Origin of the sequence: Actinomycetospora sp. NBC_00405, from assembly GCF_036044095.1 — a bacterium.
GTDB classification, from domain to species: Bacteria; Actinomycetota; Actinomycetes; order Mycobacteriales; family Pseudonocardiaceae; genus Actinomycetospora; species Actinomycetospora callitridis.
Genome location: NZ_CP107938.1, coordinates 4,176,718 through 4,200,178 on the forward strand (window position 1 = coordinate 4,176,718; position 23,461 = coordinate 4,200,178).

Annotated in this window: 19 protein-coding genes; 13 read left to right on the forward strand and 6 right to left on the reverse strand. The window is 74.8% G+C overall.

What is annotated here, in order from left to right; all coding sequences use genetic code 11:
* Positions 1 to 469: 469 nt before the first annotated feature.
* On the reverse strand, positions 470 to 2,782 hold the full coding sequence (locus OG774_RS20660) for a DUF6049 family protein (RefSeq protein ID WP_328303865.1): 2,313 nt from the start codon (positions 2,780 to 2,782) through the stop codon (positions 470 to 472).
* Complete coding sequence (locus OG774_RS20665; RefSeq protein WP_328311064.1) at positions 2,779 to 3,207, reverse strand: NUDIX hydrolase; 429 nt, start codon at positions 3,205 to 3,207, stop codon at positions 2,779 to 2,781. Before OG774_RS20665 ends, OG774_RS20660 begins: the two co-directional genes overlap by 4 nt.
* Before the next feature lie 191 nt (positions 3,208 to 3,398).
* Here OG774_RS20665 and OG774_RS20670 point away from each other — a divergent pair, with 191 nt between their 5' ends.
* A complete protein-coding gene (locus OG774_RS20670; protein ID WP_328303867.1) occupies positions 3,399 to 4,889 on the forward strand; it encodes a CCA tRNA nucleotidyltransferase in 1,491 nt (496 codons plus the stop codon).
* Between the two features lie 545 nt (positions 4,890 to 5,434).
* Here the strand turns inward: OG774_RS20670 and OG774_RS20675 are convergent.
* Complete coding sequence (locus OG774_RS20675; RefSeq protein WP_328303869.1) at positions 5,435 to 6,889, reverse strand: MFS transporter; 1,455 nt, start codon at positions 6,887 to 6,889, stop codon at positions 5,435 to 5,437.
* Between the two features lie 203 nt (positions 6,890 to 7,092).
* Between OG774_RS20675 and OG774_RS20680 the strand changes: the two genes are divergently transcribed.
* On the forward strand, positions 7,093 to 7,683 hold the full coding sequence (locus OG774_RS20680) for a YqgE/AlgH family protein (RefSeq protein WP_274192131.1): 591 nt from the start codon (positions 7,093 to 7,095) through the stop codon (positions 7,681 to 7,683).
* A gap of 106 nt (positions 7,684 to 7,789) precedes the next feature.
* Positions 7,790 to 8,278: a DUF427 domain-containing protein gene (locus tag OG774_RS20685; RefSeq protein ID WP_328303873.1), complete on the forward strand. Its 489-nt coding sequence runs from the start codon at positions 7,790 to 7,792 to the stop codon at positions 8,276 to 8,278.
* A 1-nt stretch (position 8,279) separates the two neighbouring features.
* On the opposite strand, the gene OG774_RS20690 is transcribed toward OG774_RS20685, so the two are convergent.
* A complete protein-coding gene (locus tag OG774_RS20690) occupies positions 8,280 to 8,750 on the reverse strand; it encodes an SdpI family protein (RefSeq protein ID WP_328303875.1) in 471 nt (156 codons plus the stop codon).
* A gap of 152 nt (positions 8,751 to 8,902) precedes the next feature.
* On the opposite strand from OG774_RS20690, the gene OG774_RS20695 reads away from it, so the two are divergent.
* Together OG774_RS20695 and OG774_RS20700 are read left to right on the forward strand one after the other, a co-directional pair.
* A complete protein-coding gene (locus tag OG774_RS20695; RefSeq protein ID WP_442873897.1) occupies positions 8,903 to 11,806 on the forward strand; it encodes a leucine--tRNA ligase in 2,904 nt (967 codons plus the stop codon).
* A gap of 248 nt (positions 11,807 to 12,054) precedes the next feature.
* Positions 12,055 to 13,005: a hypothetical protein gene (locus OG774_RS20700; protein WP_328303877.1), complete on the forward strand. Its 951-nt coding sequence runs from the start codon at positions 12,055 to 12,057 to the stop codon at positions 13,003 to 13,005.
* 82 nt (positions 13,006 to 13,087) lie between these two features.
* Here OG774_RS20700 and OG774_RS20705 read toward each other — a convergent pair whose 3' ends face one another.
* Both OG774_RS20705 and OG774_RS20710 read right to left on the reverse strand, forming a co-directional pair.
* Entirely contained in the window at positions 13,088 to 14,164 is a 1,077-nt protein-coding gene (locus OG774_RS20705) for an inositol-3-phosphate synthase (RefSeq protein WP_328303879.1), read from the reverse strand.
* 54 nt (positions 14,165 to 14,218) lie between these two features.
* Positions 14,219 to 14,914, reverse strand: a complete 696-nt coding sequence (locus OG774_RS20710) for a PadR family transcriptional regulator (RefSeq protein ID WP_328311067.1) — start codon at positions 14,912 to 14,914, stop codon at positions 14,219 to 14,221.
* Between the two features lie 173 nt (positions 14,915 to 15,087).
* Here OG774_RS20710 and OG774_RS20715 point away from each other — a divergent pair, with 173 nt between their 5' ends.
* The 8 genes from OG774_RS20715 (at position 15,088) to rplI (ending at position 22,991) form a co-directional block, all read left to right on the forward strand.
* Entirely contained in the window at positions 15,088 to 15,495 is a 408-nt protein-coding gene (locus tag OG774_RS20715; protein ID WP_328303881.1) for a DUF5318 family protein, read from the forward strand.
* Positions 15,496 to 15,827: 332 nt separating this feature from the next.
* A complete protein-coding gene (locus OG774_RS20720; RefSeq protein ID WP_328303883.1) occupies positions 15,828 to 18,356 on the forward strand; it encodes a transglycosylase domain-containing protein in 2,529 nt (842 codons plus the stop codon).
* Positions 18,357 to 18,386: 30 nt separating this feature from the next.
* Entirely contained in the window at positions 18,387 to 20,018 is a 1,632-nt protein-coding gene (locus tag OG774_RS20725) for a glycosyltransferase family 87 protein (RefSeq protein ID WP_328303885.1), read from the forward strand.
* A 172-nt stretch (positions 20,019 to 20,190) separates the two neighbouring features.
* Positions 20,191 to 21,165 carry a hypothetical protein gene (locus OG774_RS20730; RefSeq protein WP_328303887.1) on the forward strand — a complete coding sequence of 325 codons (975 nt, stop codon included), beginning with the start codon at positions 20,191 to 20,193 and terminating at the stop codon, positions 21,163 to 21,165.
* 136 nt (positions 21,166 to 21,301) lie between these two features.
* Entirely contained in the window at positions 21,302 to 21,634 is a 333-nt protein-coding gene (gene rpsF / locus OG774_RS20735) for a 30S ribosomal protein S6 (RefSeq protein ID WP_274192140.1), read from the forward strand.
* Positions 21,634 to 22,203, forward strand: a complete 570-nt coding sequence (locus OG774_RS20740; protein ID WP_328303890.1) for a single-stranded DNA-binding protein — start codon at positions 21,634 to 21,636, stop codon at positions 22,201 to 22,203. Before rpsF ends, OG774_RS20740 begins: the two co-directional genes overlap by 1 nt.
* 90 nt (positions 22,204 to 22,293) lie before the next feature.
* The gene (rpsR, locus tag OG774_RS20745; protein WP_274192142.1) at positions 22,294 to 22,530 is read left to right on the forward strand and encodes a 30S ribosomal protein S18; all 237 of its coding nucleotides are present in this window, start codon (positions 22,294 to 22,296) and stop codon (positions 22,528 to 22,530) included.
* A gap of 11 nt (positions 22,531 to 22,541) precedes the next feature.
* Positions 22,542 to 22,991 carry a 50S ribosomal protein L9 gene (gene rplI, locus OG774_RS20750; RefSeq protein ID WP_328303892.1) on the forward strand — a complete coding sequence of 150 codons (450 nt, stop codon included), beginning with the start codon at positions 22,542 to 22,544 and terminating at the stop codon, positions 22,989 to 22,991.
* Positions 22,992 to 23,461 lie beyond the last annotated feature (470 nt).

Genomic DNA, 23,461 nt, shown 5'->3' on the forward strand with positions numbered 1-23,461 from the left:
GGGCCGGGCGGAGCTCCCGGGGGTGATCCTGGGGGTGGCGGGCGTCCCGCACCGGCCGGCGGGGGCCGCCCGGGCGTGCGCGGCGGTCCGGGGGGCCCGGCCGGCGGGCGGGGCAGACCGGGCGCCCCGGCGGGTCCGGGCCCGTGCGGGGGTGCCGGCGGGGGTGTCGGCGGGCGTGCGGGCGGACCGGGTGGCCCGCCGCGGGGCTGCCCGGAGGGGGCCGGTCCGGAGGGGGCCGGTCCGGAGGGGGCCTGTCCGGCGGGGGGCCCGGGCGGAGCCACCGGCGCGGCCGGCGCGGCCGGCCGGTCGGCGGGGCCGCCGGGCACGCTGAGGCCACCCGGACGGGTCTCGGGCCGCGCGTCCGACGGGGGCGGCGGCGGGACGACGTCCGGGACCTCGCGGCCGGTCTCGGCAGCGGGGTCGGCGGCGGGGCCTGCGTCGTCGCGGTCCTCGTCGGGCTCGCGGGAGGTCACCGTTTCTGCAGCTCGCGGTTCGTGAGGTCCAGCGCGTCGGTCGGCGGGCCGGGTCCCCGGTGGCGGTGGTTGCGCCGGGACCGGCGCGCCGCCCGCACCCGGCGAGCGATCCGTACGCTCGCCAGGATCACCAGCACGACGGCTGCGGACGCGGTCAACCACACCGTGATCGTGCCGTAGGCGGTCGATCGCAGCAGCAGACGAGCCGAGGGCCCGAGAGGTTCACCCCCCGGTGTCTGGGCCTGCGCGTCCACCGCGAACTGCCCCGCGCGGGTCACCTCGACCTCGACCTGCACCTGCCGGCTGCCGAACGCCGGCACCGTGATGGCGGGCAGCGGCCCGGTCCGCAACCCGTTCGTGGGCTCGAGCACGACCTCGACCCGGACGGCCACCGGCAGCCGGTTCTCGACGGTGAGCAGCAGGGGCGCGTCGTTGCTGCCCAGCGAGTACGAGCCGGCGGGCTGCACGACCCGCACCAACGAGCGCAGCTCGTCGATCTGCCGCTCGACGCCGCCGATCGCGGCCTCCTGGGCCGCCGGGTCGTCGCGCCACGCCGCGGAGAGGCTGCGCAGGACCCCGTCGGTGAGCGGCTCGACGAAGTCCGAGGGCGACGGGGCGCCGACGCCGTCGCGCTCGGTGGCGGCGAGCAGCTCGCGCTGGCGGTCGCGGACCTCGCCGGCCCGGGTGAGCACCGTCTCCCCGATCGCGTCGACCGCGTTCGCCGGCGCGGACGGTGAGGTGGCGGGCAGCGGCGTCGTGGGCCCGACCCCGGCGAGCAGGGTGCCGAGGTCGAGGGGGCGGGCGAGCCCGAGCCGGGTCAGGTCGTCGACGGCGCCGAGCAGGGCGCCCGCCTCGGCGGTGCTCGCGGCCCAGTCGAGCGGCGGGGCGACGACGTCGACGGGCGGGACCTCGTCGTCGGGCGTGTCCTGCAGCGCGCGCAGGGCGAGGATGCCGAGGGCGTCCTGGGTGGCGAGGGCGCCCGAGGTACCCGCGGGGCTCGTGGAGTCGCCGCCGTCGCGCCCGCCGACCCGGGGCGCGAGCGCGGTGGCGGCGAGCGGGTCGAGGCCCACCGCGGTGGCCGCGGCCCCGGGCGGGCCGGGGAGGCGAGCGAGGGCGCCCGCGGGCAGCCCGCCCTCGAGCGCGTCGCCGTCGAGGAGCAGCGACCGGGTGCCGCCGCCGGTGAGGTCGGCGAGGCTGCGCTCGTCGACCACCCCGTCGGCAGGCCACACGGTGTCGGGGACCGGCGTGACGCCGAGCAGCTCGGCGACGCGGCGCGTCCCGGTGGCGACGGCGGCGGTGGTCAGGTCGGTGAGGTTGCCGCGGGCCGTGGCGACGAGGTCGGTGTCGGCGTAGGGCAGCGCGCTCACGCACCGCCCGCGGGCCTGGTCGCGCAGCGCGTCCAGCCACCGCCCGGCGGCGTCGGCGCCCGCGCCGGCGACGGAGCCCCCGTCCGGCGTGCGCACCCGGTAGCCGGCGCTCATGGCCTCGGCGGTCTCGAGCAGGTCGGCGTCGACGGCGAGGCAGACCGACCGGGCGGCGGCGGACCCCGCGGGCGCGCTGCGTCCGAGCGCGTCGACCAGGCCCGCGAGCCGCCCGCCGGGGGCGAACGAGGTGGCCAGGTCGTCGTCGGCGAGCAGCGTCGGAGCGCCCGGCACCACGGCGATGCGCCGTGGGCGGTCGGCGATCGGGTAGAGCACGGAGACGCCGGTGGCCCGGCCGATCGCGGGCGCGGCGACGGGCCCGCCGCCCGGCACGCCGAGGACCGGGAGCAGCAGGCGGACCGCGCCGAGGCGCGTCGCGCTCCCGGAGCCGAGGGCACCGTTCGCGTTCACGAGCAGCGGGTGGACGCCGGGCCCGGCGAGGGCGAGCGAGCGGGCGGCGTCGCCCACCAGCGGCACGCGCAGCGTGAACCGCACCTCCTGGCCCGGCGCGAGCACCCCGGCGATCTCGGTGAAGCCGGTGCGGACGGCCTGGGAGGACTCGTCGCCGGCGAGCACGCCGAGCGCGGCCCGGCCGCCGGACAGGGCCGCCCCGCGCTCCAGGCGCACCCCGAGGTCGCGCACCGGTACCGCCGAGCGGTTGACGACCCGTCCCGTGACCACCAGCTCGCCGGGGCCGTCGGCCGTGACCACGCGCGGCGCCATGCCGTCGAGCACCACCGCGACCGGCTCGTCACCCACCGCGGGCGGCTCGGCCGCACCCGCCGCCGGGGCCGTGAGGGCACCCAGGCCCAGGGGTAGCAGGACCGCGAGGACGAGGACGAGGACGGCACGACGGAGGGCTCCCCGCGGTCGGCGGGGAGCCCTCACGCCGACTCCTCCAGGATTTGGGCCGCGCGCCGGACGAGCCGGCGTTCGTCGGCGTAGGCGAGCCGGGTGTCCAGCTCGGCCAGCGGCACCCACGCGACCTCGGTGACCTCGACGTCGGCGTCGGAGAGCTCGCCGCCGTGGGCCGAGAGCAGGTAGTGGTGCACGGTCTTGTGGATCCGGCGGTCCTCGGCCACGAACCAGTAGTCGATGCTCCCGAGGAACGCCCGCACGGACGCGATGATGCCGGTCTCCTCCTCGACCTCCCGCACCGCGGCCTGTTCGGCGGTCTCGCCGTCCTCCAGGTGGCCCTTCGGCAGCGACCAGAGCAGACGACCGCGACGGTCGAGCCGGCCGATGAGGGCGGCACGGGTGCCGGCGGCGTCGACGACGAGGCCGCCCGCCGAGGTCTCGTCGACCGTGCGCATCCGCCGCCGGGAGCCCCGTCGGCGCCGGTCGCCGGACCGTCGCGACGGGGTGGACACGATCGCGATCGTACGGCGCCGTGGCGGTGACGGGGATCTGTCGGCCGTCCGACGGCGAGGTGTCGCCCGGGTCGTGCCCCCGTGTCCGGCCGGTGTCCCGTCCCCGGCCCGCCGTCGCGGTACGCTGCCCTGCCGTGCCCGTTCCCGCCCAGGCCCCCTCCACGTCCACCGGCGCCGATCACACGGCGGTGGTGGAGATGCTGCGCTACTCGCCGGTCGCCGACGACCTCGCCGAGCGCTTCGCGGCGGCCGGACACCGGCTCTACCTCGTGGGCGGCAGCGTGCGGGATGCGCTGCTGGGACGGCTGTCGCCGGACCTCGACTTCACCACCGACGCGCGGCCCGAGCAGATCCAGGCGCTGGTGTCCGGATGGGCGGAGGCCGTGTGGGACACCGGCATCGCCTTCGGCACCGTCGGCGCCGTCCGTCGGGGCGTGACCTGCGAGATCACCACCTTCCGCGCCGACGCCTACGACGGCGTGAGCCGCAACCCCGTCGTCGCGTTCGGCGACTCCGTCGAGGGCGACCTCGTCCGGCGCGACTTCACGGCCAACGCCATGGCGCTGTCGCTGCCCGACCGCACCTTCGTCGACCCGTACGGCGGGCTCGCCGCCCTGGCCCGCGGCGTCCTCGACACCCCGACCGACCCGGAGACGTCCTTCGGCGACGACCCGCTGCGCCTGCTGCGCGGAGCCCGCTTCGTCTCCCAGCTCGGGTTCGAGGTGGCGCCGCGGGTGCGCACGGCGATGGAGGCGATGGCACCCCAGCTCGGGCGGATCACCGCGGAGCGGGTACAGGCGGAGCTCTCGAAGCTGATGCTCGGCGCGCACCCCCGCCGCGGGATCGAGCTCATGGTCGACACCGGGCTCGCCGACGTCGTGCTGCCCGAGGTGCCGGCGATGCGCCTGGAGATCGACGAGCACGCCCAGCACAAGGACGTCTACGAGCACTCGCTGACGGTGATGGAGCAGGCCATCGGCCGCGAGACTGACGGGCCGGACCTCGTCCTGCGCCTCGCCGCGCTGCTGCACGACATCGGCAAGCCGGCCACCCGCAAGGTCGAGCCGGGGACGCGGGTGAGCTTCCACCACCACGAGGTGGTCGGGGCCAAGATGACCCGCAAGCGCCTGCGCGAGCTGCGCTACCCGAAGCAGGTCGTCGAGGACGTCGCCCAGCTGGTGTTCCTGCACCTGCGCTTCCACGGCTACGGCAAGGGTGAGTGGACCGACTCCGCGGTGCGGCGCTACGTCACCGACGCCGGCCCCCTGCTGGAGCGGCTGCACAAGCTCGTGCGCTCGGACTCGACGACGCGCAACAAGCGCCGGGCCGCGGCCCTGCAGCGGTCGTACGACGATCTCGAGGAGCGGATCGCCCGGATCGCGGAGGAGGAGGACCTCGCCCGCGTCCGCCCCGACCTCGACGGCAACGCGATCATGGAGCTGCTCGGGATCCCGCCGGGTCCGCTGGTCGGGCGGGCGTGGCGGCACCTCAAGGAGGTCCGTCTCGAGCGCGGCCCGCTCGACGACGACGAGGCCCGCGCGGAGCTGCTGCGGTGGGCGGCCCACGAGGGGATCGGGGCGGAGGGGATCGGGGCTCCGGACGACGAGGGCGAACCGGAGAGCTGACGGAACCGGTCGGGGGGCGGCTGCGTCGAACCCCGTGTGGGATCCCCTGCGATCAGTTACGTCTTCGGCACCGGGCAGGACCCGGTGCACCACCACGTCTCCCCCGCCGACGTCGCGCTGGGTCCGGCCGGCCTCCGGGACGCCGTGGCCCTCGACTTCGACGGCGACGGCCGCGTCGACGACGCCCTCTGGGACGCCGACGGCGACGGCGCCGCCGACCGCTCGGTGCTCGATCTCGACGACGACGGCCGTCCCGACCACGCCTACGCCGATCCCTCGGGGCAGGGGCTGTGGGACGCGCGCGTGCCGTTCGCGGCCGGGCCCGACCCGGTGACGGCCGGCGCCGCGCTGACCTGGAGCGACGTCCGCGGCCGGTCCGCGAGCGCTGCTCCCGCGGTCGACACCGACGGCGACGGGGCGCTCGACGGCGCGACCGTGGAGGCCGACCACGAGGACGGCACCGAGGTGGTGTGCGACCTCGACGGCGACGGGCGCGCCGAGCAGCTGCTCGTCGACGCCGACCACGACGGCCGGGCGGAGCTCGCCTACCTGTCGTCGGCGCCGGGCTCGCCCTCGGCCCGCTGGGACGTGCTGCTCACCGACACCGACGCCGACGGGGCGGTGGACACGCTGGTCGCCGAAGGGGCGGTGGGCTGGGTCCCGCCCTGAGCCGGCCCGCACGCCCGGCTGCGCAGGGCGAGCTCGTGCACCACCAGACCCAGCAGGTAGAGGCCGGCTGCGAGCGCCAGCAGGAGCGGCGAGCGGCCGCTCGGCGGGGCGAGGAACGCGGCGCCCGCCACGGCGATGACGTAGGTGACGTTGAACGTGGTGTCCGACAGCGAGAACACCCGCCCGCGCACCGCGTCGCCCACCTCCGTCTGCACCGCGGCGTCAGAACACAGCTTGATCGCCTGGCCCACGAGCCCGAGCACGAACGACCCACCGAGGATCGTCGGCAGCGTCATCGGCAGGCCGAGCGAGAGCAGGGCCACCGCGGCGAGCACGAGCATGATCCGCACGGTGCCGGTGCGCCCGACGCGCCCGGTGAGCCACGGCGTCACCACCGCGGCGACACCGAGACCGGCGGCCGCGGCCACCACCACCTCGCCCAGGCCGGCGATCCCGGCCTTCAACGGCCCGACGTCGGTGAGCGAGTTGCGCATGAGCAGCAGCACCACGAGCGTCGTGACGCCGAACGCGAGGCGGTGCGCGGCGACCGCGCAGAACGCGGCGACGACGCCGGGGGCGTCGCGGGCGGCCCGGGCGCCGTCGGCGAGCCCCGAGGCCACCGCGCGCAGGGCCTGCGCGGCCTCGCGGCGCTCGTCGGGCCCCAGCGAGCCGCGGGCGATCGTCGTCGCCACCACGACGATGACAACCGACCCGATGCCCGCGACCATCGTCGTCCACGCGGCGTCGACGTCCGCCGGGCCGAGGAGCCCGCGCAGGCCGATCGCGCAGCCGGCGCCGATCGCTGCCGCGACGGCTCCGGACGTCGTGACCAGCGAGTTCGCACCGACGAGGTGCTCGGAGGACACGACGTGGGGCAGCGCGGCGGAGAGCCCGGCCTGGATGAAGCGGCTCACGCCGATCGTCGCCAGGGCGCCGAGGTAGAGGGGTGGACCGGTGATCCCGGCGAGCACGACGCCGGCGGTGGCGAGCGTCAGTACGCCGCGCAGGGCACCCGCGACGACGAGGACGCGCCGGCGGTCCCAGCGGTCGAGCAGGGCGCCGGCGAACGGGCCGATCAGGGAGTACGGGAGCAGGACCGTCGCCAGGCCGAGGGCGACCATGACCGGGTCGGCCTCGCGCTCGGGGCTGAACAGCACCAGCCCGCCCAGCGCGGCCTGGAACACGCCGTCGCCCCACTGGGCGGCCAGCCGGACCGTCAGCAGGCGGCCGAACCCGGGGTGCAGGAGCAGCTCGCGCAGGCGTCCGGCGCGCCCCGGGGCCGGCGACGGGCCCCCGACCGTGGTTGCGGTCGTATCGGACGCGACGGGCACGGGGGCCCACGCTACGCGTCCGTTGCGTCCTGCGGCGTGGTGCTCCGGCGTCCGCCCGGCGCAACCCCCGGCGGCCGTCCTCCCGCGCTCGCGACGCCGCTGTCATCCGTGTGTGACCGCGCGGTGACGCGCCCGGCACGCGTGCCGCCGAACACCCCACCGTGCCTGCCGCCCGCCCTCCCGGCGGTGCGACGATGGGCGTCGTGGCCAGTGGTGTGGAGGAACATCAGCAGGCCGAGGTCGAGGCGGGGACGTTGCTCGTCGCCGCGCCGACCCTGACGGACCCCAACTTCGCACGGTCGGTCGTGTTCGTGATCGACCACCGGCCGGCCGGCACCCTCGGCGTCGTGCTCAACCGGCCCAGCGAGGTCTCGGTCGCCGACGTCCTGCCCACCTGGGGCCCGCACACCTCGACGCCGCACGCCGTGTTCGTCGGCGGCCCGGTCGAGCAGCGCACGGCCCTGTGCCTCGCGGCCCTGCGCGCCGGCGAGGACCCGGCGCGCACCGGCGGTGTCGTCGGCGTGCGCGGGCCCGTGGCGCTCGTGGACCTCGACGGCGACCCCGACGACCTCGCCCCCCGCGTCCGGGGCCTGCGGGTCTTCGCGGGCTACTCGGGCTGGGACCGGGGCCAGCTCGCCGGCGAGATCGGGCGTGGCGACTGGTACGTCGTCCCCGCCCTGCCCGACGACGTCCTGGCCCCGCCCGGCTACGACCTCTGGGGCGGCGTCCTGCGCCGCCAGGGCGTCCCCCTCGCCCTCCTCGCCACCCACCTCGCCGAGCCCCGCCGGAACTGAGCGCGCCCTTCTGGGGCAACGAACGCGCTGTTCGCTGCTTCTATGCGCGCGAACTCCCCGTTCGCTCGCCGCGCCGGGCCCGCCGACCGCGCCTAGCGTCGTCCCGGTGCGACGTGTCGAGCCAGGTCCGGGTCAGGAATCGGTGTGGGACTACCCCCGCCCGCCACGGGCCGAGGCGGTGCACCGGCGCGCGGTCGTGACCCACGGCGGCACGGTCGTCGCCGACACCGACGACGTGGTCCGCGTGCTCGAGACCAGCCACCCGCCGACCTGGTACCTGCCGCGCACCGCGTTCACCGAGGGCGTCCTGCGCCCCGCGCAGCGGCGGACGGTGTGCGAGTGGAAGGGCACGGCGCGCTACGTCGACATCGTCGTGCCCGGCGTGGAGCCGCTGCGCGACATCGGTTGGTGGTACCCGCAGGACGCGGTCTACCCCGTGCTCGCCGACCGTGTCGCGCTCTATCCCGCGCCGTTCGGCGAGATCACCCTCGACGGCGAGCGCGTCGAGCCCCAGCCCGGCGGGTTCTACGGCGGCTGGATCACCGCGGACGTCGTCGGCCCCTTCAAGGGCAGCCCGGGCACCTGGGGCTGGTGAGTCAGGCCTGGGTCCGGTCGCGCGGGCAGATCGCGCACGAGCCGCCGCACACCCCGGCGGCGGGCGCGCAGTCCGGCTCGGCAGGCTCGGGCGGCATGCACGACGTCGGCGGCAGGGCGGCGAGGGCCTCGTGCTCGGCCTCCTCGGCGGCGGCGAAGCGCGCGCCCACGATGCCGCCGGCCCCCAGCAGCCCGACGAGCCCGAGGCCGCCGAGCACCAGCATCGTCACACCCGCGACCGTCGTCGCCGACAGCAGCGCGGCGCCGGCCCCCGCGAGCCCGACGAGGCCCGCGCCGACGAACGCCGGCGCGGCGGCACGGTTCGCGCGGCGGAAGGCGTCGACGCTGCCCATGGTCCACAGCGTCCGGACCCCGAGCACGCGGTTGCGGGGCAGCCGGTGGAGGAGGGCGAGCACGCCTGCGCCGCCCACGACGAGCGCCGCGAGGGTCAGGACCAGGGCCGGGACGATCACACCCCCAGAGTAGGCTCGATGTGGTCCTCGCGGGATCCGCGGTGCCCCCCTCGCCGGGGCGTGGCCCCGGGTCGACGGCGGATGCCGTGGCAGGTGCCGACCGGCCGCATCCGGAGGGCGAGGACCGCCGGTCGAGACCAGGAGGAACCCCCGTGACCGCCGAGCCCGAGGTGGCGCCGGACGTGCGACCCGACGCCGAGAGTGCCTCCGGTGTGCCGCCCCACCGCTACACCGCCGCGCTCGCCGGAGCGATCGAGCGGCGCTGGCAGGACCGCTGGGAGGCCGCGGACACGTTCGCCGTGCCGAACCCGCCCCCCGCGCCGGCGGGCGAGAAGTTCTACCTGATGGACATGTTCCCGTACCCCTCCGGCTCGGGACTGCACGTCGGGCACCCGCTGGGGTTCATCGGGACCGACGTCCTCGGCCGCTACCTGCGCATGACCGGGCGCACGGTGCTGCACACGATGGGCTTCGACGCGTTCGGCCTGCCGGCCGAGCAGTACGCGGTGCAGACGGGCACGCACCCGCGCACCACCACCGAGGCGAACATCGCCCGGTACCGCCAGCAGATCCGCCAGCTCGGGCTCGCGCACGACCAGCACCGTTCGGTGTCCACCACGGACATCGACTTCTACCGGTGGACCCAGTGGATCTTCCTGCAGATCCACGGTGCCTGGTACGACAGCGAGGCCGACCGCGCACGCCCGATCACGGAGCTCGAGGAGGAGCTGGCGGCGGGGATCCGCGCGCTGCCCGACGGCCGCGACTGGACGACGCTGTCGCGTCCCGAGCAGGACCGCGTCCTCGACGACCACCGCCTGGCCTACCTGGCCGACGCCCCGGTGAACTGGTGCCCGGCGCTGGGCACGGTGCTCTCCAACGAGGAGGTCACCGCCGACGGGCGCTCGGAGCGCGGCAACTTCCCCGTCTTCCGGCGCAACCTGCGCCAGTGGATGATGCGGATCACCTCCTACGCCGACCGCCTGGCCGACGACCTCGACGGCATCGACTGGCCGGACTCGGTCAAGGCGATGCAGCGCAACTGGATCGGGCGCTCGCAGGGCGCGCAGGTGCGGTTCGCGTCGGACGCCGGCGACATCGAGGTGTTCACCACCCGCCCGGACACCCTGTTCGGCGCCACGTACCTCGTGCTGGCCCCCGAGCACCCGGTGGTCGACGCGCTGGTGCCGGCCGCCTGGCCGTCGCCGCCCACCGGCGAGGAGCTCGACGGGCGCTGGACCGGCGGCGCCGACACCCCGGCCGACGCGGTCGCGCAGTACCGCAGCGTCGTCGCGTCGCGCTCGGACCTCGAGCGCCAGGAGGCTCGCGACAAGACCGGTGTCTTCACCGGCGCGTGGGCCACCAACCCGGTCAACGGCGAGGCGCTGCCCGTCTTCGTCGCCGACTACGTCCTCATGGGCTACGGCACCGGCGCGATCATGGCCGTCCCGGGCCAGGACCAGCGCGACTGGGACTTCGCGACCGTCTTCGGCCTGCCGATCCGCCGGACCGTGCAGCCGCCGGAGGACTTCGACGGCGAGGCCTACGTCGGCGCGGGCGCGGCCATCAACTCCGCGAACGACGAGGTCAGCCTCAACGGCCTGGACGTCGACGCGGCCAAGACGGCGATCGTCGCGTGGCTGGCCGCTTGCGGGGCCGGCGAGTCGGTGGTGCAGTACAAGCTGCGCGACTGGCTGTTCTCCCGCCAGCGCTACTGGGGCGAGCCGTTCCCGGTCGCCTACGTCGCGGAGGGCGAGACCGACGGCGGGCCCTCGATCCCGCGCGCGCTGCCCGACGCCGACCTGCCCGTGCTGCTGCCCGACGTCGAGGACTACTCGCCGAAGTCGTTCGCGCCGGACGACCGGGACTCCTCGCCGGAGTCCCCCCTGGCCCGCGCCACGGAGTGGGTCGCGTTCGAGGCCGACCTCGCGTCGGACCCCGAGCACGGCTGGACCGAGTACCTGCGCGAGACCAACACGATGCCGCAGTGGGCCGGCTCCTGCTGGTACTACCTGCGCTACCTCGACCCGCACAACACCGAGCGCTTCGTCGACCCCGACGTCGAGCGCTACTGGCTGGGTCCGCAGGGGCCGGGCGACCCGGGCGGTGTCGACCTCTACGTCGGCGGCGTCGAGCACGCGGTGCTGCACCTGCTGTACGCGCGCTTCTGGCACAAGGTGCTCTTCGACCTCGGCCACGTCTCGTCGTCGGAGCCCTTCCGGCGCCTGTTCAACCAGGGCTACGTCCAGGCCTGGGCCTACACCGACGCCCGTGGCGTCTACGTGCCGGCCGAGGAGGTGGCGGGTGACGCGGCGTCCGGATTCACGTGGAACGGCGAAGCCGTGCGCCAGGAGTACGGGAAGATGGGCAAGTCGCTGCGCAACGTCGTGACCCCCGACGAGATGTGCGACGCCTACGGCGCGGACACCTTCCGGCTCTACGAGATGTCCACCGGGCCGATGGAGGCCTCGCGCCCCTGGTCGACCCGCGACGTCGTCGGCTCGCACCGCTTCCTGCAGCGGGTGTGGCGCCTGGTGATCGACGAGCAGACGGGCGACCTGCGCGTCGCCGACACCGAGCCCGACCGCGACACCCTCACCGCGCTGCACCGCGCGATCGACGGCGTGCGCACCGACCTGCCCGCGATGCACTACAACACCGCGGTCGCGAAGCTCATCGAGCTGGCCAACCACCTGACGAAGACCTACCCGTCGGGTGGCACGCCCCGCTCGGTCGTCGAGCCGCTGGTGCTCATGCTCGCGCCGCTGTGCCCGCACCTGGCCGAGGAGCTGTGGTCGCGTCTCGGGCACCCGGACACGCTCGCGTTCGCGCCGTTCCCCGAGGCCGACCCGGCCCTGCTGGTCGAGGACTCGACCGAATACCCGATCCAGGTCAACGGCAAGGTGCGCTCGCGCATCACCGTGCCCGCGGCGGCCGGTGAGGACGAGGTCCGCACCGCGGCCCTCGCCGACCCGAAGGTCGCCGAGCTGCTCGCGGGCGCCGAGCCGCGCAAGGTGATCGTCGTCCCCGGCCGCCTGGTGAACGTCGTCCGCTGACGCCGGAGCGCGTCTCGAAGTTCCGCGCGAAGGGCACCATCAGCCGGATAGAGCGGCGAGGGGTGCCCTTCGCTGACGGGGTCCGGCGCGCGGGCGGGGCGCGGCGGGGCGCCGCCGTTTCGGCCGAAGGTGCCCTTCGCGCGGCTAGAGCGGCGAGGGTGCCCCTTCGCCGGATCGGCGCGCCCGGTGAGGTCCGCCCGCGGCGACGTCGATGGATCCGGCGGAGCCCGGCGTGCGTCGAACACGATGTGCCCCGACGTTCCCGAGTCGACTGGGCTGCTGTCGCGGCGGCCGCCCCCTTCGACGTCATCCATCTCCGCGACCTCGCCCAGCTCGGCGTCCCGTCGAGCACCATCTCCTCCCGGTGCGTCCCCGGGGGCATCTGGGTGCGGGTGATCTCGGGCGTCATCGCGCTGACCCGCGGGGTGCTCACCCGTCGCCAGCGCCTCGCCGCCGCGCTGCTCTACGCCGGCCCGCGGGCGTTGGTCACCGGCGTCGCCGCCTGCCGGCTGTACGGCCTGAGACGCCTCCCGGACGACGACACCGTCCACGTCCTCGTACCCCACGCCACGCGCCGACGCTCGCAGCGGTTCGTCCTCGCCGAGCGCACCCTGCGGCTGCCCCGTCCCCACCATCGGGACGACGTGCCCGTGGCCCCGGTCCACCGCGCGGTACTGGATGCCGCGCGGCGGATGCGCCGGATCGACGACGTCCGTGCGCTCCTGGCCGAGGCCGTGCAGCGCCGCCTCACCGCGGTGGTGGCCCTGCGTGGCGAGCTCGAGGAGGGCTCCGGCCGCGGGACGGCGCTCGTACGACGGGTCCTCGTCGAGATCGAGGACGGCGTGCGGTCCGTCGCCGAGGCCTGGTGCCGGATGATCGTCGCGGAGATGCCGGGCTTCCCGCCGGTGATCTGGAACGCCGGCCTCGAGCACGCCGACGGGACGTTCCTCGCCTGCGTCGACGGGTTCGTCGACGGCGTCGCGCTGGCGATCGAGATCCAGTCGTTCGAGCACCACGGCGACCCGGAGGCGTTCGACGAGACCATGAGGCGCCAGGCCCGCCTCATCGCCGCCGGCGTGCTGCTCGTGCCGGTGACGCCCCGCCAGCTCCGTGACGAGCCGGAGACGGTGAAGCGACTGCTCTGGGAGGCGCTCGCCCAGGCCCGCACCCGCCCGCGTCCGGCCATCCGGCGCCGGTGATCAGCACGAGACAGCGAAGGGCACCTTCCGCCGCTCTATCCGGCTGAAGGTGCCCTTCGCGCGAAACCCGGAACGCGCCCGGTCAGCTGTCGTCGCCGCGGATGAACGACTCGACGCGGTCGTAGGCCACCGAGTCGCGGTACTGCTCGGGCGGGGACTTCATGAAGTACGACGAGGCGCCGAGCAGCGGACCGCCGATGCCGCGGTCCATCGCGATCTTCGCGGCGCGGACGGCGTCGATGATGATGCCCGCGGAGTTCGGGGAGTCCCAGACCTCGAGCTTGTACTCGAGCGACAGCGGGACGTCGCCGAACGCGCGGCCCTCGAGGCGCACGTAGGCCCACTTGCGGTCGTCGAGCCACGGCACGTGGTCCGACGGGCCGATGTGGACGTTGCCCTTGCCCATCTCACGGTCGACCTGCGAGGTCACCGACTGCGTCTTGGACGTCTTCTTCGACTCCAGGCGCTCGCGCTCGAGCATGTTCTGGAAGTCCATGTTGCCGCCGACGTTGAGCTGCATCGTGCGGTCGAGCTGCACGCCGCGGTCCTCGAAGAGCTTGGCGAGCACGCGGTGGGTGATCGTCGCGCCGACCTGCGACTTGATGTCGTCACCGACGATCGGCACGCCGGCCGCGGTGAACTTGGCCGCCCACTCGGGGTCGGAGGCGATGAACACCGGCAGGGCGTTGACGAAGCCGACGCCCGCGTCGATGGCGCACTGCGCGTAGAACTTGTCGGCGTCCTCGCTGCCCACCGGCAGGTAGGACACGAGCACGTCGGCGCGGGCCTCGCGCAGGGCGGCGACGACGTCGACGGGGTCGCCGTCGGCCTCGGTGATGATCTCGCGGTAGTACTTCCCGAGACCGTCGAGGGTGTGACCGCGCTGCACCGTCACGCCGGTCGGCGGGACGTCCGCGATCTTGATGGTGTTGTTCTCGGACGCGGAGATCGCGTCGGCGAGGTCCTGGCCGACCTTCTTGGCGTCCACGTCGAACGCGGCGACGAACTCGAGGTCGCCCACGTGGTAGCCGCCGAAGTCGACGTGCATGAGGCCCGGCACGCGCGCGGCCGGGTCGGCGTCGGCGTAGTAATGCACGCCCTGTACGAGTGAGGAGGCGCAGTTCCCCACGCCCACGATCGCCACTCGGACCGAACCCATGGCAGTTCTCCTCTTGTCTCTTTCTCGGTGACAGGTGTCGGACGGACCTGGGGCTCAGGCGTCGCGGGGTGACGGCGGACGGATGCCGCCGTCGTCGGGGCTGGAGTCGGGCCCGGGATCAGGGCCGGTGTCGGGGGAGCCGGGCGGCCGTGTGTCGGCCACCGGCTCCGCGGCCTGCTCGGCGGCGATGAGCTCGTTGAGCCACCGGACCTCGCGCTCGGTGGACTCCAGCCCGATGCGGTGGAGCTCGCGGGTGTAGTGGTCGATCTGCTCGCCCGCGCGGCCCAGGGTCGACCGCAGGCCCTCACGGCGCTCCTCCACACGACGGCGCCGGCCCTCGAGGATGCGCATCCTCACCTCGACCGGCGTCCGCGAGAAGAAGGCCAGGTGGACGCCGAAGCTCTCGTCGTCCCAGGTCTGCGGGCCGGCGTCGCCGAGGAGCTCCTCGAACCGGTCCTTGCCCTCGGCGGTGAGCTCGAACGTCCGGCGGCCGCGCCGCCCCCACGAGCCGCGGGACGCCGGCCGCGACCGGGCGGACCCGGCCGGCTCGCCCTCGTCGGCGGTGTCGTCCGGGGGAGGCTCGTCGGTCTCGGCGATCAGGCCGGCACGTTGGAGCCGGCGCAGGGTCGGGTAGAGCGACCCCCAGGAGAAGGCACGGAAGGTCCCGAGGCGGGCGTGCAGCTGCTTGCGCAGCTGGTAGCCGTGCATCGGCGACTCGTGGAGAAGGCCGAGCACCGCGAGCTCGAGCACGGACACCCCCTCGGTCACCGGATCGCCCACGGCGATCTCCGCGAGCACCGCCCGACCATATCGGAGCGATACATCAGGCGTCGGGCATCGACGATCACGTCACACCCCCGCCGGGTGCCGGGACCTCGCCGGAGCAGGGGACGTCCGGTGCCGTCGTGGCTACGCTGGTCTCCGTGCCGGGAGTCCGTCAGGTGGTCGATTACGCGTTGCAGCGCCGTGCGCTCCTGGCCGACGTGTCGGCGGGCCGCGTGGCCACCGCGGACGCCTGCGACGCGGGGGTCTACCTGCTCCAGGCCGCCTCGCACCACGGCCGCCCGACCACCCGGACCTGCCCGCTCTGCCGGCGCGATCCCCTCGTCGAGGTGCATTGGATCTTCGGGGAGCGCCTCGGCGGGGCCGCCGGATCCGCCCGGTCTGCCGACGAGATCAGCCGGTTGGCGGATGCGGTCAGCGAGTTCACCGTGCACGTCGTGGAGGTCTGCCGGTCGTGCCGGTGGAACCACCTCGTACAGTCATACGTCCTGGGAACCGACGACGCGTCGGGAGGGGGCCGCCGGCGCCGCCGGACCGCCTCGCCCTGACGGTTCGGAGAGAACCACCCGATACCGGGAGGCGATCGGTGGACGACGAGCGGCGCACGGACCGCGGGGGAGAACGACCCCCCGGTGCCAGACCCGGCGCCACCCCGCCCGGACCCCCGGCCCGCGGAGACGGGCGCGGAGACGGGCGAGGTGACGCGCGAGGTGCCCCGCCCGGCCCACCGCGCACCGCGCAGGGCCCACCCGGCCCACCGCCCGGACCGCCCCGTCCTCCGCAGGGTTCCCCCGGTCCACGCAACGGAGGACACGGCCGCCCCGCAGGCCCACCCCCGTCTCCCGCCCCCGACGGCGCCCTGCCCGCAGGCTGGCGGCCGGTGCCCCCGTCGCAGAACCCCACCCACCACTCCGCCTTCGACGAGCCGACCGTCACCAACACCGAGGCCGTCGGCGCGACGCGTCGCAGCGCGGTCGGCACGGTCACGCCCCCCGAGGGCGCCGGCCGGACCCGCGAGCCGCGTCTGCTGACGCACGACAGCGGGCGCACCGGCAGCCGCAACGGCACCGGCAGCGCGACGCGGGCGATGGCCCCCACCGCGACGGCCGCCACCTCGCGCTCGGCGATGGCGAGCGGCGGCCTGTCCGGCACGGCGGTGTCCCCGCGACCCGCCCGTCCCGGTCGGGGCGGGGACGACGACGAGCCGCCCCGCGGACGCCGCCCGGGACGCGACGGCTCCGCGCCCGAGCCCAGGGGCCGCAAGCGCCGTATCCGGCGCATCGTCTTCCTGCTGATCGGGCTGCTCGTGCTCGGCCCGGTCCTGGCCTTCGCCGTCGGCTGGATCTTCTTCCGCGTGCCGACGCCCGACGACGCGACCAACAACCAGGTCGCGACGATCTCCTACGCCAACGGGACCTCGCTGGCCTCGCTGGTGCCCGAGCAGGGCAACCGGATCAAGGTGCCGATCACCCAGGTCCCGCTGCACGTGCAGCAGGCGGTGCTCTCGGCCGAGGACCGGTCGTTCTACTCGAACCTCGGCTTCGACCCGGTCGGCATCCTGCGCGCGGCGTTCAACCAGGCCACCGGCGGCAGCGGCGGCGGCTCGACGATCACTCAGCAGTACGTGAAGAACGTGCTCGTGGGCGACGAGTACTCGCTGTGGCGCAAGTACCGCGAGGTGGTGATCGCGGCGAAGATCTCCCAGGAGCAGAGCAAGGAGGAGATTCTCGGCAACTACCTCAACACGATCTACTTCGGTCGCGGTGCCTACGGCATCCAGGCGGCGGCCCAGTCGTACTTCGACAAGGACGTCTCGCAGCTCTCGGTCTCCGAGGGCGCGATGCTCGCGGGCCTCATCCAGTCCCCGTCGCGCTGGGACCCGGCGGTCGACCGCGGGATGTCCGAGCAGCGGTGGGCCTTCGTCCTCGACGGGATGGTCGGCCAGAACTGGCTGCCGGCCGCCGAGCGGGGCGCGCAGACGTTCCCGGCCGCCATCCCGCCGCAGCCGCGGCGCAGCGGCATCCCCGACAACGACCGCGGCCACATCGTGTCCGCGGTGCGCGCGGAGCTGAACTCCTACGGCATCACCGAGACCCAGGTGAACCAGGAGGGCCTGCAGGTGACGACGACGATCGACCCGCGCCGGCAGGACCAGGCCGTCGAGTCGGTCGAACGACGCCTGCGCGGTCAGCCGGCGAACCTGCGGACGGCGCTCGTGTCGGTCGACCCGCGCACCGGAGCGGTGCTGGCCTACTACGGCGGCGAGGACGGGTCCGGCTTCGACTACGCGCAGAGCGAGCGCCAGCCCGGGTCGTCGTTCAAGCCGTTCGTGCTGCTCGCCGGGCTCCAGCGAAACCCCAACCCGATCGGCCTCGGCACGACGTTCGACGGCTCGAGCCCGCAGACGATCGCGGGCACCGAGGTGGAGAACAACGAGGGCGAGAACTGCGGGAACTGCGACCTGCGCACGGCGATGACCCAGTCGATCAACACGGTCTTCTACCAGCTCGGCGTGCAGGTCGGCCCGCAGCGCGTCGCCGACGCGGCGCACCAGGCGGGCGTCTCCGCGCCGCTCGAGGCGCCCAGCGGCGGTATCTCGCTGGGTGACCGCGAGGTCCGGCCCAGCGACATGGCCGCGGCCTACGCGACGTTCGCGGCGGACGGCGTCTACCACCGGCCGCACCTCGTGAGCCGGGTGACGACGGCCGACGGTCGCGTGCTCTTCGACGCGGGTGTGCCGGCCGGCGAGACGCGGATGACCCAGCAGCTCGCCCGCAACGTCGTCGAGGCGATGCTGCCGGTGGCCGACCACTCCGAGATCCCGCTCTCGGGCGGTCGTCCCGTGGCGGCCAAGACCGGCACCGTGCAGTCCTCGGTCGACGGCCAGAACAACGACGCCTGGATGGTCGGCTCCACCCCGTCGATCTCGACCGCCGTGTGGGTCGGCACCGACGACAACACCCCGATCAAGAACGGCGACGGGCGCCCGATCTACGGGCGCGGCGTGCCCGGCCAGATCTGGCAGGGCTACATGAACGACGCCCTGCGCGGCGACCCGGTCGAGCAGTTCTCGGACTTCCGGCCGATCGGCACCCCGCCGCAGACCACACCTGCGGCGCCGCCCAACCAGCCGGGCTGCGTCGAGGGCCAGCCGTGCCCGCCGGAGAACCAGGACCAGGGCGGCGACCAGGGCCAGGGCGACCAGGGTCAGGGTGACCAGGGCGGCTTCTTCGGTGACCAGGGTCAGGGTGACGAGGGCGGCGACGGCGGCGATCAGGGCCAGTTCGGCGGCGACCAGGGCGGCGGCGACCAGGGCCAGGGCAACCAAGATGGCGGCGATCAGGGACAGGGCGACCAGGGCGGTGACCAGGGCGGCGGCCAACAGGGCGGCGACGGTGCCCTCTTCTAGGGCTGACGGGCGCCCTCAGGACGGCACGCCGTGACCGGGGCGCCCACCCGCAGCGGCGTCCCGACGTCGGGGCGCGCCCGCACCCACGACCCCGCCTCGCTCGGCCCGGACCAGCGCGTCCGCCCGACCCACGAGGACCCGTTCGTCGCGTCGCTCTCGGCGGTCGTCGGTGGCCCGCTCGGTGAGCACGCCGTCGCGGGCCGGGCCCGTCACTTCACCCCGCTGCGCGTGGTGATGCTGCTGGCGATCGCCACCCTCGCGCTCGCGTGGTTCGCGAAGGCGCCGTGCCTGCAGCAGTACCCGGGCGAGAACGGGCTCGAGCTCGATTGGCGCGACGGCCGCCAGTACGTGGCGATGTGCTACTCCGACACCGTCCCGCTCTACACCGCCGAGCGCCTCGACGTCGGCGGGATCCCCTACGTGACGTCCTGGGTCGACCGTCGTGACGACGGCTCCGAGCAGGTGCGCTACATGGAGTACCCGGTGCTCACCGGGTTCTTCCAGTGGGCCAACGCCCGCCTCGCCGACCTCTGGCTCGCCGGCGCCGACGCCGGCCTGCTGCCCGGCGGGCTGGCGGTGGTCGTCTACTTCGACCTCTCCGCGTTCTGGCTCGCGCTGGCCTGGCTGGTGACCGTCTGGGCCGTGGTGCGCCTGCGACTCGGGCGTCCCTGGGACGCCGCCCTCGCCGCCGTGTCACCGCTCGTCGCGGTCCACGCGTTCACCAACTTCGACACCCTGGCCGTCGCGGCGGCGACGCTCGGGATGCTCGCGTGGGCACGGCGCCGTCCGGTGCTCGCCGGCGTGATCCTCGGTGTCGGTGCGGCGGCGAAGCTCTATCCGCTGTTCCTGCTGTATCCGCTGCTGCTGCTCTGCCTGCGCGCGGGACGTCTGCGGGCCTGGGCTCAGGCGACCGCGGCCGGGGTCCTGGCGGTCGGGCTGGTGAACCTCCCGGTGGCCCTCGCCGCGCCGGCGGGCTGGTGGGAGTTCTTCCGTCTCAACGGCCAGCGGGGCGCCGACCCCGACTCGCTCTACAACGTCGTCTCCGGGCTCACGGGCTGGAGCGGCTTCGACGGCCAGCTCGCCCCCGGGCAGGACCCCACCGTGCTCAACGCGGTCAGCGCGGTCCTGTTCGCCGTGTGCTGCCTGGCGATCGCCGTGCTCGTGGTGCGCGCGCGGCGCCGGCCCCGGTTCGCCGCGATCGCGTTCCTCGTCATCGTCGCGTTCCTGCTGACCAACAAGGTCTGGAGCCCGCAGTACTCGCTGTGGCTCGTGCCGCTGGCGGTCCTGGCGTACCCGCGCTGGCGCCCGCTGCTGGCGTGGATGGTGCTCGACGCGCTGGTCTGGGCGCCGCGGATGTACTACTACCTCGGCACCGACGCGAAGGGTCTGCCCGCGCCCTGGTTCTACGGCTCGGTGCTCGTGCGCGACCTCGCCGTCCTCGTCGTCGCGGCGCTCGTGGTCCGGTCGGTGCTGCGTCCCGAGCACGACCCGATCCGCACGCCGCGGGACCCCTCGTTCTCCCGCGGCCTGGACGACCCGGACGGCGGTGTCCTCGACGACGCGCCCGACGACGCCCGCCGGTTGGCCCGGGTGGACGCGCTCCTCGACCCCGTCGTTGGGCTGTTCGGACGAGCACGCGGAGGGACTGGAGTCCCACGATGAGGGCGGGTCCGGCTGCGGTGGCGTGTCGCCCGCCGAACGCTCCGGCAGCCGGGTGAGGGTCGTCGTCACCACCGGGTTACTCGCTCGTTGGGTTCACGTGCCGCCGGGACGGCCCGCTCCCCCAGTGGGGCCTGTCCCGGTCTCCCCGGGCTCGTCAGAAAGGTCCTCCTCCATGGGCGTGCGTCCTCCCCGTCTGCTGACGAGCCTCATCGCCGGCGGCCTGGTGACGGGATCACTGCTGCTGGGTGCCGGCTCGGCCCTCGCGGCCCCCGCCGCCGACGACGTCGTCGAGGCCCGCTGCGGCGAGACGGTGCGCGCGGAGGAGGGGCAGACCGTCAAGATCATCCCGACGCTCGGCCTGCCGTTCGAGCGCGAGGTCCGGACCGGGATGAAGCCGATCACGCAGCTGGTCGGCGGCATCCTCTGCCGCGTCCAGGTGCAGGTCGTCGAGCCCGTGAGCGAGCAGGTCGCCCAGGCCGCGCCGCCGCTGCGCCAGGCCACCGAGCAGCTCAGCGGGACCACCGGCGCCGTGCTCGACGCCCCGCGCCCGGCGGCCACGGCCACCCCGCGCTCGCGAGCGGCCGTCCCGACGCCCGCCCCCGCCGCCGCCCCGACCTTCACGCCCCAGCAGGCCGCCGCGGCCGCGCCGGCGTTCGCGCCCGCCTTCGGCGCACTGCCCTCGTCGTTCCTCAAGGGCGCGGCGGGCCCGGCACCCGGTGTGCGCGCCTTCGACCCGAACCTGCTGCTCGGCTCCGCCTTCCCGGGGCTGCGCGCCGGCTCGCCCGCCTACCTCGGGTACGACCCGGCCAGCGCGGTCACCACCGCGAGCCAGGTCCAGGCCCTGCCCGTCGACGCCCTCACCGAGGGTGGGGTGGGGGTGCCGGCGCTCATCGCGGTCCTGGCGCTCTCCGGCGTCGCGGCGTTCACGGTGCGCCGGGTCGTCCTCGGCCGCGCGGTCTCGCCGTCGTCGGTGGGTGGCGCTGCCGCCGCGCCGGTGGCCGCGGCGGAGCCCGCGGACGCGGACGAGGTGACGGCCGAGGTGGCCGGGGACCGCGACGAGCCCGTCGACGAGGACACCGACGTGCAGGCCGAGGTCGACGAGGACGCCGGGACCACGGTCGCCGCGCGCACGCCCGTCCCCGCCTGAGGATTCCCGGGAACCGCCGGGTCCGGCGCTGCGTCGGACCTGGTGAGGGCGCTCGGAGGCCGGTTCGGTAGCCTGGACGGACCGAGAACCCCTCCTGTCACGGATCGTCCGTGGCCGCTGAGCCCATAGGAGGTGAGTGGTACTCGTGCGCCACTACGAACTGGTCGTCATCCTCGAGCCGAGCCTCGACGAGCGCACCGTGGCCCCGTCCCTGGAGACGTTCCTCAACGTCGTCCGCAAGGACGGCGGCACCGTCGAGAACGTCGAGGTCTGGGGCCGTCGTCGCCTCAGCTACGAGATCGACAAGCACGCCGAGGGCATCTACGCCGTCCTCGACATCAACTGCGAGCCGGCCACCGTCAAGGAGATGGACCGGCAGCTCGCGCTCAACGAGTCCGTGCTGCGGACCAAGGTCATGCGCCGCGACCCCGCCTTCGCCGGGCGTCGTGGCAAGGCCGGCGCTGCCTGATGGCCGGCGACACCGTCATCACCGTGGTCGGCAACCTCACTGCTGACCCGGAGCTGCGGTTCACGCCGTCGGGTGCCGCCGTCGCCAACTTCACCGTGGCGTCGACGCCGCGCACCTTCGACCGCCAGAGCGGCGAGTGGAAGGACGGCGAGGCCCTCTTCCTGCGCTGCAACATCTGGCGTCAGGCCGCGGAGAACGTCGCCGAGACGCTCACCCGCGGGGCCCGCGTCATCGTGCAGGGGCGGCTCAAGCAGCGGTCCTTCGAGACCCGTGAGGGCGAGAAGCGCACCGTCATCGAGCTCGAGGTCGACGAGGTCGGCCCGTCCCTGCGCTACGCCACCGCGTCCGTCACCAAGGCTTCCCGGGGTTCCGGGGGCGGCGGTTACGGCGGCGGGGGCGGCAACGGTGGCGGCGGCTACGGCGGCGGTGGCTCCGGCGGGGGCTCCGGCTCCGGTGGGGGCTCCGGTGGGGGCTACGGCGGGGGCGACGACCCCTGGGCCTCCGCTCCGGCCGCGGGGTCCTCCGGCGGCGGCAGCGGTGGCGGCTACGACGACGAGCCTCCGTTCTGACCTGGGCTCCCGCCCGCATCGACCTGTACGAATCGGCCCGCCCGGCGCCCCACGGCGCGGCGGGCCACCACGCCTGGAAGTGAAGGAATCATGGCGAAGCCGCCGATCCGCAAGCCGAAGAAGAAGGTCTGCACCTTCTGCAAGGACAAGAACCAGCTGATCGACTACAAGGACACGAACCTCCTGCGGAAGTACATCTCCGACCGCGGGAAGATCCGTGCGCGCCGGGTGTCGGGCAACTGCTCGCAGCACCAGCGCGACGTCGCGGTCGCGGTGAAGAACTCCCGCGAGATGGCGCTCCTGCCCTACACGTCGACCGCGCGCTGAGGGAGGACGACATGAAGCTCATCCTCACCGCCGACGTCGCCAACCTCGGCGGCCCCGGCGACACCGTCGAGGTCAAGGACGGCTACGGCCGCAACTTCCTGCTGCCCCGCGGCCTGGCCATCGTGGCCACCCGCGGCGCCCAGAAGCAGGTCGACACGATCCGCCGCACCCAGGAGGGCAAGCGGATCCGCGACCTGGACCACGCCAAGGAGGTCGCCGGGCAGATCCAGGGCCTCGGCACCGTCACGGTCAGCGGCAAGGCCGGCCAGGGCGGGCGTCTCTTCGGCTCGGTCACCCCGGCCGACATCGTCGCGGCCGTGCGCTCACAGGGCGGCCCGAACCTCGACAAGCGGTTCGTCGCCATCCCCGGTCACATCAAGTCGACCGGTGACCACAAGGTCACGGTGCGCCTGCACCCCGACGTCGCGGTGGACCTCCCCCTCGACGTCCAGGGCGGCTGACGACGCCCTGACGAGGTCGACTTCCGCCTCGTCCCCCGAACCACCTCGGGCCCGGACCGCACGACGGTCCGGGCCCGACGTGTGTCCGGACACGGCCCGCCGGGGATCTCCGGCTCGACCCGTCCGCACCGCCGCTCCCCCGCCCGGCGAGCGCCGGCCCCCGCTCGGCTCGCGACGCTGCGCGACCGGGTGAACACAGGGACGACACGCGGCGGACGACGCGCCGACGACTCCTTCATCCACTTGTTGTCCACAACGCCCACAGGTCCCCCACCTGCGACGACCGTTCGAGATCATGGATTGCCCACAGGTTGTCCCCACGTGCGTGCCCACCGCGGGGGTGTGCTCGGTGGACCGATCCCGGTGTTGTCCCCAGGGCGTCCCCAGGGCCTGTTGGAGCCCTGCACGACGGGGACCTAGCGTGCGGTCGACACGGTCGGGAGACCGCGTCAGCGCCGCCGGCCGGTCCG

Excerpts from the sequence above, each read along its gene's own strand:
- OG774_RS20665 (WP_328311064.1), bottom strand. The coding sequence starts at position 3,207 with ATGCGCACGGTCGACGAGACCTCGGCGGGCGGCCTCGTCGTCGACGCC.
- OG774_RS20705 (WP_328303879.1), bottom strand. The coding sequence starts at position 14,164 with ATGGGTTCGGTCCGAGTGGCGATCGTGGGCGTGGGGAACTGCGCCTCC.
- OG774_RS20730 (WP_328303887.1), top strand. The coding sequence starts at position 20,191 with ATGGGCGTGCGTCCTCCCCGTCTGCTGACGAGCCTCATCGCCGGCGGC.
- rplI (WP_328303892.1), top strand. The coding sequence starts at position 22,542 with ATGAAGCTCATCCTCACCGCCGACGTCGCCAACCTCGGCGGCCCCGGC.
- OG774_RS20740 (WP_328303890.1), top strand. The coding sequence starts at position 21,634 with ATGGCCGGCGACACCGTCATCACCGTGGTCGGCAACCTCACTGCTGAC.
- rpsR (WP_274192142.1), top strand. The coding sequence starts at position 22,294 with ATGGCGAAGCCGCCGATCCGCAAGCCGAAGAAGAAGGTCTGCACCTTC.